Annotated in this window: 1 protein-coding gene; it reads left to right on the plus strand. The window is 74.8% G+C overall.

Annotated features, from left to right (window positions below; genetic code table 11):
* The first annotated feature begins 4 nt into the window (after window positions 1–4).
* Window positions 5–10,753, plus strand: coding sequence for a type I polyketide synthase (locus tag PS467_RS40805; protein ID WP_311039561.1), 10,749 nt, complete (start codon window positions 5–7; stop codon window positions 10,751–10,753).
* Window positions 10,754–10,805 lie beyond the last annotated feature (52 nt).

Genomic DNA, 10,805 nt, shown 5'->3' on the forward strand with positions numbered 1-10,805 from the left:
GGACATGGCTGCGTCCAACGAGCAGGTCGCGCAGGCGCTGCGCGCGTCGCTCAGGGAGAACGAACGGCTCAAGAAGGAGAACCGGCGGTACGCCGAGTCGGCCTCCGAGCCGATCGCCATCGTCGGCATGGCCTGCCGCTACCCCGGCGGCGTGCGGTCGCCCGGCGAGCTGTGGCGGCTCGTCGCCGAAGGCGTCGACGCGGTCTCCGGGTTCCCCGAGAACCGGGGCTGGGACATCGACCGGCTCTACGACCCCGACCCGGAGGCCACCGGCACCACGTACTGCCGCGAGGGCGGGTTCCTGCACGACGCGGACGAGTTCGACGCCGAGTTCTTCGGGATCTCGCCCCGCGAGGCGCTGGCGATGGACCCGCAGCAGCGGCTGCTGCTGGAGACGTCCTGGGAGGCGCTGGAGCGGGCCGGGATCGACCCGACGTCGCTGCGGGGCAGCAGGACCGGCGTGTTCGCCGGCGTGATGTACCACGACTACGGAACCTGGCTCCAGGAAACGCCCCGATCCGTCGAGGGCCTGCTCGCAAACGGCAACGCGGCCAGCATCGCCTCCGGCCGGGTGGCCTACACCCTCGGCCTCGAGGGCCCCGCCGTGACCCTCGACACGGCGTGCTCGTCGTCGCTGGTCGCCCTGCACCTGGCCGTGCGGGCGCTGCGCGGCGGCGACTGCGACATGGCGCTGGCCGGCGGTGCCACGGTGATGACGACGCCCCGCACCTTCGTGGAGTTCAGCCGCCAGCGGGGCCTGGCGGCGGACGGCCGGTGCAAGTCCTTCGGCGCCGGGGCGGACGGCACCGGCTGGGCCGAGGGTGTGGGCATCCTCGTGGTGGAGCGGCTGTCGGACGCCCGGCGGCGCGGCCATCACGTGCTCGCGACGGTACGGGGTACCGCGATCAACCAGGACGGCGCGAGCAACGGGCTGACGGCGCCGAACGGCCCGTCGCAGCGCCGGGTGATCCGCCAGGCCCTCGTGGGCGCCGGACTCACGCCCGCCGACGTCGACGCCGTGGAGGCGCACGGCACCGGCACCACCCTGGGCGACCCCATCGAGGCCCAGGCCCTGCTCGCCACGTACGGGCAGGGGCGGGACGAGGACCGGCCGCTCTACCTCGGCTCGGTCAAGTCCAACCTCGGCCACACCCAGGCCGCCGCCGGGGTGGCCGGGGTGATCAAGATGGTCGAGGCCATGCGCCACGGCGTTCTGCCCAGGACCCTGCACGCCGACGAACGCTCACCGCACGTGGATTGGTCCGCCGGCCGGGTCGAGCTGCTGACCGAGGCCCGCGCGTGGCCCGCCGTGGACCGGCCGCGCCGCGCGGCGGTGTCCTCGTTCGGCATCAGCGGCACCAACGCCCACGTCATCCTGGAGGCCGCCCCCGACGCGCCCGCGCCGAAGGCGGACCCCGCCTCCGCGGGTACGGTGCCGTGGCTGCTGTCGGGTCGCGGGGAGGACGGCCTTCGCGCACAGGCCGGGCGGCTGAGCGGCTGGCTGGCGGACCACCCGGACGCCGCCGTGGCGGACATCGGCCGGTCGCTGGCCACTGGCCGCGCGGCGCTGGAGTCGCGCGCCGTGGTCCTGGGCGCCGACCGCGCCGCCCTCACCGCGGCCCTGGAGGCGCTGGCCGCCGGCGCGGACAGCGCGGACGTGGTGACCGCGGCCCGTACGCCCGGGGCGCTGGCCCTGCTCTTCACCGGCCAGGGGAGCCAGCGCCCCGGCATGGGACGGCTGCTCGCGGAGGCCTTCCCCGCCTTCGCCGCGGCGCTGGACGAGGTGTGCGCCCTGCTGGACCCGCTGCTGCCGCACCCGGTGCGCGAGGTGATGTTCGCCGAGCCGGACACGCCGCGGGCGGAACTGCTGGACACCACCGGGATGACCCAGCCCGCGCTGTTCGCGTTCGAGTACGCCCTGTACCGGCTGGTGGCGTCGTACGGGATCGCCCCCGACATGGTGGCCGGGCACTCCGTCGGCGAACTGCTCGCGGCCCATGTGGCCGGGGTGTTCTCCCTGCCCGACGCGTGCACCCTGGTGGCCGCCCGCGCGCGGCTGATGCAGGAGCTGCCCGCGGGCGGCGCGATGCTCGCGGTGGCGCTGGACGAGGCCGACACCGCGCCGCTGCTGGCCGGACGCGCGGACCGGGTGGCCGTCGCGGCGGTCAACGCCCCCGGCTCCGTGGTCCTCTCGGGCCCCGCCGACGACCTCGACGTGATCGCCGGGGAGTTGGCGGCGCGCCAGGTACGCACCCGGCGCCTGCGCGTCAGCCACGCGTTCCACTCGCCCCTGATGGAGCCGATGCTCGACCGCTACCGTCAGGTGGCCGAGGGCCTGACCTACGCGGAGCCGGCCATCCCGGTCGTCTCCACCGTGACGGGCCGCACCGCCGAGACCGGGCTGCTGACCCGGCCCGAGTACTGGGTGCGGCAGGTGCGCCAGGCGGTGCGCTTCGGCGACGCCGTGGCCGCCGCGCGCACCGACGGCAGCACGCTGTTCCTGGAGGTCGGCCCCGGCGGCGTGCTGACCGGTATGGCGCGGACCGTCCTGGACGGCGACCCGACGGCGACCGCGGTGGCCTCGCTGCCCGACGGACGGCCCGAACCGGACGCCCTGCTGCGGGCGCTGAGCCGGCTGCACGCCGCGGGCGGGGCCGTCGACTGGCGCGCCTGGTTCGCCGACGTGGCGCCCGCCGCCGGCCGGGCCGACCTGCCGACCTACCCGTTCGCCCGCCGGCGCTTCTGGCTGGGGCCGGGCGGCGCCTCGGCCGGCCTGACCACGGTGGCGCACCCGGTGCTCGGCGCGGTGGTGCCGAGCCCCGACGGCGCGCTGAGTCTGGTGGGGCGGGTGTCCCTGGCCACCCACGCGTGGCTGGGCGACCATCGGGTCCTGGGCACCGCCCTGATCCCCGGCACCGGTCTGGTCGAACTGGCCCTGCGCGCCGGCTGGGAGGCGGACTGCCCCGCCCTGCGCGACCTGACGCTGCGGGCGCCCCTCGTCCTGCCGGAACAGGGCGGCGTCCGGATCCAGGTGACCGTCGGCCCCGCCGGAGCCGACGGCACCCGGACGGTGGGCATCCATTCCCGCCCCGACCACGCGGTCCCCGAGACGCCCTGGACCCTGCACGCCGAGGGCCTGCTGGGCCCCGCCGCGCCGACGCCCCAGGGCGACGGCGCCCCCTGGCCGCCGGAGGACCCGGACGCCGCGGTGGACGCCATCGACGTCAGCGACGCCTACGAGGTGCTGGCCGAGCGCGGATACACCTACGGCCCCGCCTTCCGCGGACTGCGGGCCGCCTGGCGGCGCGGCGACGACGTCTTCGCCGAGGTCGTCCTCCCCGAGGAGGCCCAGCAGGACGCCGACGGCTTCACGATCCACCCGGCCCTGCTCGACGCCGCCCTGCACGCCGGGCTGATCGCCGACGATCCGGCCGGTGACCAGCCGCCCGTCCTGCCGTTCGCCTGGACCGGCGTCGGCCTGCACGCCACCGGCGCCACCGCGCTGCGCGTCCGCATCAGCCGCTCCTCCGGCGGCGCAGCCTCCGTGACGGTGACCGACACCGCCGGGACACCCCTGCTCTCCGTGGACTCGCTGGCCGGCCGCCCCGTCCCGCCCGAGCACCTGGCCAAGGCGGGCACCCCGGCGGACCACGCCCTGTGGGCGGTGCGCTGGACCCCCGCGCCCGACGGCACCGCCGCGGCCGGGGCGCCGGATCCCGTACCGGCGGTCGAGGCGGCCTCGTTCGCCGCACACCTGGACGCGCTGGCCGCGGACGGGACCCCGCCGCCGTACGTGCCGGTCCTCTGCACGGCCGCGGGCGACGGCGAACTGCCCGCACAGGTGCGCACCGCCACCGCCGGCGCACTGGCGGCGATCCAGGCGTTCCTCGCGGACGAGCGGTTCGCCTCCTCGCGACTGGCGGTCGTGACCCGCGGCGCGGTGGCCGTGGCCCCGGACGAGCCGGTGGACCTGCGGACCGCGCCTGTGTGGGGCCTGGTCCGCGCCGCGCAGGCGGAGCACCCGGGTCGGATCGTCCTGGTGGACACCGACCACGACGAACCGTCGTGGCAGCGGATCGCCACCGCCGCGCTCGGAGACGAGCCCGAGCTGGCGGTACGCGCCGGACGGTGCCTGCTGCCGCGGCTGAGCCCCCTGGCCGGCGGCACCGACGAGGAGCCGGGGTTCGGGGCGGGCACCGTCCTGGTCACGGGCGGCACCGGCGGCCTCGGCGCCCTCGTGGCCCGGCACCTGGTGGCCGAGCACGGGGTGCGGCGCCTGCTGCTCCTCTCGCGCCGCGGCGCCGAGGCCCCGGGCGCGGCAGAGCTGGCGCACGAGCTGACCCGGGCCGGCGCCCAGGTGCGCGTCGCGGCGTGCGACGTCGCGGACCGGGCGGCCTTGGCGGAGGCGATCGCGGACATTCCCGCGGAGGCCCCCCTCACCGGCGTGGTGCACGTGGCCGGTGTCAGCGACGTGGGCATGGTGGACTCGCTGACGCCGGAGAAACTCGACGCCGTGCTCGCGCCCAAGTCCGACGCGGCCTGGTATCTGCACGAACTCACCGTCGACCTGCCGCTGTCGGCGTTCGTCATGTTCTCGTCCGCCGGCGGCCTGGTGCTGGCGGCGGGACAGGGCACCTACGCGGCGGCGAACGTCTTCCTGGACGCCCTCGCGCAACACCGGCGGGCCCGCGGCCTGCCGGGCACCTCCCTGCCGTTCGGCCTGTGGGACACGCGCACGGGGCTGGCGGGCGAGCTGAGCCACGCCGGTCTGGAGCGCATCCAGCGGCAGGGCCTGCCCGCCCTGTCCGTCCAGGAGGCACTGCGCGCGTTCGACGGCGCGGTGCGCGGCGACGAGCCGGTCGCGGTGCCGCTGCGCGTGGACACCGCCGCCCTGCGGGCGCGCGCCGCGCGCGTACCCGCGCTGCTGCGCGGCCTGGCGGGACCGGTGGTACGGCGAGCCTCCCGGGGCACGGCGCCCGGCGGCGCGGAGGCGAGCTCGCCGCTGGCGCGGCGGGTGCTGGCGGCCGAACCCGGCGAGCGCGAGCGGATGGTGCTCCGGGCCGTCCGGGAGAAGGCCGCGGCGGTGCTGGGCCACACCTCGGCGGAGGCGGTGCCGGCCGACCGGGCCTTCCAGGAGCTCGGCTTCGACTCACTGACCGCCGTCGAGCTGCGCAACGACCTGAACGACAGCACCGGCCTACGGCTGCCCGCCACCCTCGTCTTCGACTACCCGAACGCCCAGGCCGTCGCCGCGTACCTCGTCTCCGAGATCACCGGTGCCGCGGAGACCGGCCCACTGCCGGCCGCGTCGGCACCGGCGGCGTCGGCGCGGCCGGACGAGCCGATCGCGATCGTCGGCATGGCCTGCCGCTACCCCGGCGGCATTGCCTCCCCCGAGGACATGTGGCGGCTGGTGACGGACGGCGTGGACGCGGTCTCAGGCTTCCCCGCCGACCGCGGCTGGGACGTCGACGGGCTGTACGCCCCCGAGCCCGGCCTGCCGGGGAAGACCTACACGCGGCAGGGCGGCTTCCTCTACGACGCCGCGGACTTCGACCCCGACTTCTTCGGCATCTCGCCGCGCGAGGCGCAGCGCATGGACCCGCAGCAGCGGCTCCTGCTCGAAGTCTCCTGGGAGGCCGTCGAGCGCGCCGGCGTCGACCCGACGGCGCTGAGGGGCAGCCGCACCGGCGTGTTCGCGGGCGTCATGTACCACGACTACGGCCTCAGCACCGCCTCCGCGTCCACCAGCGGGGGAAGCCTGGTCTCCGGCCGTATCTCCTACACCCTGGGCCTGGAGGGGCCGGCGGTGACGGTGGATACGGCGTGCTCGTCGTCGCTGGTGGCGTTGCATCTGGCGGCGCAGGCGCTGCGCAACGGTGAGTGCGATCTGGCGCTGGCGGGCGGTGTCACGGTGATGTCCACGCCGGGCATGTTCGTGGAGTTCTCGCGTCAGCGGGGTCTGGCGGCGGACGGCCGGTGCAAGTCGTTCTCGGACGATGCGGATGGTACGGGGTGGTCCGAGGGTGTGGGTCTGCTGGTGGTGGAGCGGTTGTCGGACGCGCGGCGCAACGGCCACCAGGTGCTGGCGGTGGTGCGGGGTTCGGCGGTGAATCAGGATGGTGCCTCCAACGGTCTGACGGCGCCGAATGGTCCGTCGCAGCAGCGGGTGATCCGGCAGGCGCTGGCCAGCGGGCGGCTCGGCCCCGGCGACGTGGATGTGGTGGAGGCGCACGGTACGGGTACGACGTTGGGTGATCCGATCGAGGCGCAGGCGCTGCTGGCGACGTACGGTCAGGACCGGCCCGAGGACCGGCCGTTGTGGCTGGGGTCGGTGAAGTCGAATATCGGGCACGCGCAGGCGGCGGCCGGTGTCGCCGGCATCATCAAGATGGTGATGGCGATGCGCCACGGCATGATGCCGCGCACGCTGCACGTGGGGGAGCCGTCGCGGCATGTGGACTGGTCGGCGGGTGCGGTGAGTCTGCTGACGGAGGAGCGGGCGTGGCCGGAGGTGGACCGGCCGCGCCGGGCGGCGGTGTCGTCGTTCGGTATCAGCGGCACCAATGCGCATGTGATTGTGGAGCAGGCCCCGGCGGAGGCCCGGCCCGCGCTGGAGCCTGTGGGTGATGGTCTGGTGCCGTGGGTGGTGTCGGCGAAGACCGGGTCGGCGTTGGGGGAGCAGGCGGGGCGGCTGGTGGATGTGGCGTCCGGGGCGCGGCCGGTGGATGTGGGTTTCTCGCTGGCCACGGGCAGGGCGTCGTTCGAGCACCGCGCGGTCGTCGTCGGGCGGGATCGTGACGTGTTGCTTGCCGGAGTGGAGTCCGTCGCCCGCGACACGGCGGCACCTGGTGTGATCCGTGCCGCTGCGGAGGCTGGCAAGAGTCCGGTGTTCGTGTTCTCGGGTGAGGGTGCGCAGTGGGTGGGTATGGCCCGGGGTTTGCTGGAGGGTTCGCCGGTGTTCGCGGGTCGGATGGCGGAGTGTGCGGCGGCTTTGGAGCCGTATGTGGACTGGTCGTTGCTGGCGGTGGTGCGGGGTGAGGAGGGTGCCCCGTGTCTGGATCGGGTGGATGTGGGTCAGCCGGTGCTGTTCGCGGTGATGGTGTCGTTGGCGGCGGTGTGGGAGTCCTATGGGGTGCGTCCGTCGGCTGTGGTGGGGCATTCGCGGGGTGAGATCGCGGCGGCGTGTGTGGCCGGTGCGCTGTCGCTGTCCGACGCGGCCGGGCTGATCGCGGCGCGGGGCCGGTTGCTGGTGGGTGCGCGGGGTGCGGGGGCGATGGTGTCGGTGGCGTTGTCGGCGGAGAGGGTGGGGGAGCGGTTGTCGGGTGGGTTGGAGATCGCGGCGGTGAACGGGCCCGCGTCCGTGGTGGTCGCGGGGGACCCGGCTGAGGTGGCCGGGTTCGCCGAGGCGTGTGAGCGGGACGGTATCCGTGTCCGGCAGGTCAGTGACGCGTTCGCTTTCCACACCAGCCAGATGGATGCCGTTGGTGAGGAGTTGGCGGCGGCGGTTGCTGGGTTGTCTCCGCGTGTGTCGGAGGTGCCGTTGTATTCGACGGTGACCGGCGAGCTGCTGGACACCGTCACGATGGATGCCGACTACTGGCGGCGGAATCTTCGGGAGCCGGTGCGTTTCGAGGCCGCTGTTCGGGCGTTGCTGGGTGCGGGGCACGGGCTGTTCATCGAGGTCAGTCCGCATCCGGTACTGACCGGCGCGGTGGAGCAGACCGCCGAGGCCGTGGAAGCGCCCGTGGTTGCCCTGGGAACGCTGCGCCGGGGCGAGGACGATCAGGAGCGGTTGCTGACGAGCCTGGCGCAGGCGTATGTGCACGGTACGGATGTCGACTGGTCCGTGTGGTTCGAGGGAACCGGGGCGCGGCGGGTCGAGTTGCCCACGTACGCCTTCCAGCACCAGCGGTACTGGCTGGACGCCACGCTCCGGGAGACGGCCGACGTCACGTCGGCGGGTCTGCGGACGGCGGACCACCCGCTGCTGACCGCTGCCGTGGGTCTCGCGGGCAACGACGGCGGGACCGTCCTGACCGGCCGGCTGTCGCGCCACACCCACCGGTGGCTGGCCGACCATGCCGTCGGCGGCGTCGTGCTGCTGCCCGGCACCGCGTTCGTGGAACTGGCCCTGCGCGCCGGTGACGAGGTCGGCTGCGACATCGTGGAGGACCTGACCATCGAAGCGCCGCTGGTGCTCCCGGAGACCGGCGCCGTACAGCTGCAACTGCACGTCGGTGCCGGGACGGGCACCGACGGCCGCCGGACGGTCGAGGTCTACTCCCGGGTCGAGGACGACACGGCGTCCGGCGAGTGGACCCGACACGCCGAGGGCGCGCTGACCACCAGTGAGAGCGGTGGGGGCGCCGACTTCGACCTGGTGCAGTGGCCGCCGCCGGGCGCCCGTCCGGTGGACGTCGAGGGGATCTATGAACGGCTGGCCGAGCGCGGATACGGCTACGGGCCGGTGTTCCAGAGTCTCAAGGCGGCCTGGGAGCAGGGGTCCGACGTGTTCGCCGAAGTCGCCCTGCCGGCCGAGGCGGCGGACGGCGGGACCGAGTTCGGCATCCACCCCGCCCTGCTCGACGCCGTCGTCCACCCGATGATCCTGCGGTCCGAGCCGGGAGCGGAGATCCTTCTGCCGTTCTCCTGGGCCGGTGTACGGCTGTACGCGGCCGGTGCCTCGGAGCTGCGGGTCCGGCTGTCGAGCTCCGGCACCGACGCGCTGAAGGTGGCCATCGCCGACACGTCCGGGATGCCGGTCGCGTCGGTCGACACCCTGACCGCGCGCCCGGTGCCGGCGGAGGCGCTGGTGGGAGCGGTGCGCAACGACGAGCTGTTCCAGGTGACCTGGCAGCCGGTGCCGTCCTCCGGCGCCCGCCCGCAGAAGTGGGCCGCGGTCGTCGGCCTCGGCACCGTGCCGGCGGGCGCCGAGGCCTTCGCCGACCTCGCCTCCGTCGGCGCCGATGGGCAGGTGCCGGAGGTGGTGCTCCTCCCCGTCGAGGGCGGCGGGCCCGAGCGGCTGGGCGCCGTCACGTCCCACATCCTGTCCCTGGCCAAGGAGTGGCTGGCCAACGAGCGGTTCCGCTCCTCGCGGCTCGCCGTGCTCACCCGCCGGGCCGTGGCCACGCGTCCGGGCGAGGAGATCCGGGACCTCGTCGGCGCGGCCGTGTGGGGCCTCATCCGCAGCGCGCAGTCGGAGAACCCGGACCGGTTCCTCCTTCTGGACCTCGATGACGCCGAGAGCTCGGTCGGCCTCGGGCTCGCGGAGGCGCTGGCCACTGGAGAGCCCCAGCTGGCGGTGCGCGACGGTGCCGCGTGCGCCCCGCGCATCGCACGGCTGTCACGCACGGAGCCGTCCGCGGCGCCGCGGACGCTCGACCCGGACGGCACCGTCCTCATCACCGGCGGCACCGGTACGCTCGGCGGGCTCGTCGCCCGGCACCTGGTCACCCGGCACGGGGCGCGGCACCTGCGGCTGGTCAGCCGCCGGGGCCCCGACGCGGCGGGCGCCGACCAGCTGCGGGCCGACCTGGCCGCCCTCGGCGCCGAGGTCACCGTCACCGCCTGCGACATCACCGACCGGGACGCCCTGGAGAGGCTCCTCGCGGACATACCGGCCGACCATCCGCTCACCGGCGTCATCCACACGGCCGGCGTGCTGGACGACGGCATCCTCACCTCGCTCACCCCGGAGCGGCTGGACACGGTCCTCCGCCCCAAGGCCGTCGCCGCCTGGCACCTGCACGAGCTGACGGCACGACTGGACCTCGCGGAATTCGTCCTGTTCTCCTCGGTCTCCGGTGTGCTGGGCGGCGCGGGCCAGGGCAACTACGCCGCGGCCAACGCCTTCCTCGACGCCCTGGCCCACCACCGGCAGGCCGCGGGACTGCCCGGCACCAGCCTCGCCTGGGGCCTGTGGGCGTCGGAGAGCACCATGAGCGGCACCCTCGACGGGACGGACCGGGCCCGCCTGAACCGCGGCGGCCTCCTGCCGCTGGCCTCCGACCACGGCCTGAGCCTCTTCGACGGCGCACGCTCCTCGGGCCTGCCGCTGCTGGTCCCCGTACGGATGAACGCGGCGGCGCTCCGCTCCCAGGCGGCGGCGGGAACGCTCCCGTCGATGCTGCGCGGCCTGTTCGCCGTTCCGGCGCGGCGCACGGTCGACGGCGCGGCGAAACTGCGGAACCGGCTGGCGGAACTGGGCCCGGAGGAGCAGGAGAAGGCCGTCCTGGACCTGATTCTGGGGCATATCGCCACGGTGCTCGGACACGCCTCGGCACAGGCGATCAAACCGCAGCGGCCGTTCTCCGAGCTGGGCTTCGACTCGCTCGTCGCCGTGGAGTTGCGGAACCGGCTGAACACGGCCACCGGGCTGCGGCTGCCGGCTACCGCGGTCTTCGACTATCCGACGCCCGCCGCGCTCGCCGGCTTCGTCCGGACGGACATGCTCAAAGATCTGACCCCCGACGGATCGGACGAACTCCGGCAGCTCGACCGGCTCGAAGCCGCCCTGGCGGCGCGGCCCGCCGACGACGCCTGGCGGGCGAAGCTCACGGCCCGCCTCCAGACGATCCTCGTGGGCCTCGGCGTGGACAGCTTCGCCGCGAGCGCGGCCCCCGCGGACGGCGTCGCGGCGGAGAACGACGAGAACGACGATCGGCTGCATCTGGCCACCACCGACGAACTGTTCGCGATCGCCGAGCAGGAATTCGGCATTTTCCACGACGACGAGCGCCCGCAAGCCTGATCACCCGAGGAAGGCGAAAGACCGATGGCCGAGGAAGAAAAGCTCCGACAGT

The organism is Streptomyces luomodiensis, from assembly GCF_031679605.1.
GTDB classification, from domain to species: Bacteria; Actinomycetota; Actinomycetes; order Streptomycetales; family Streptomycetaceae; genus Streptomyces; species Streptomyces luomodiensis.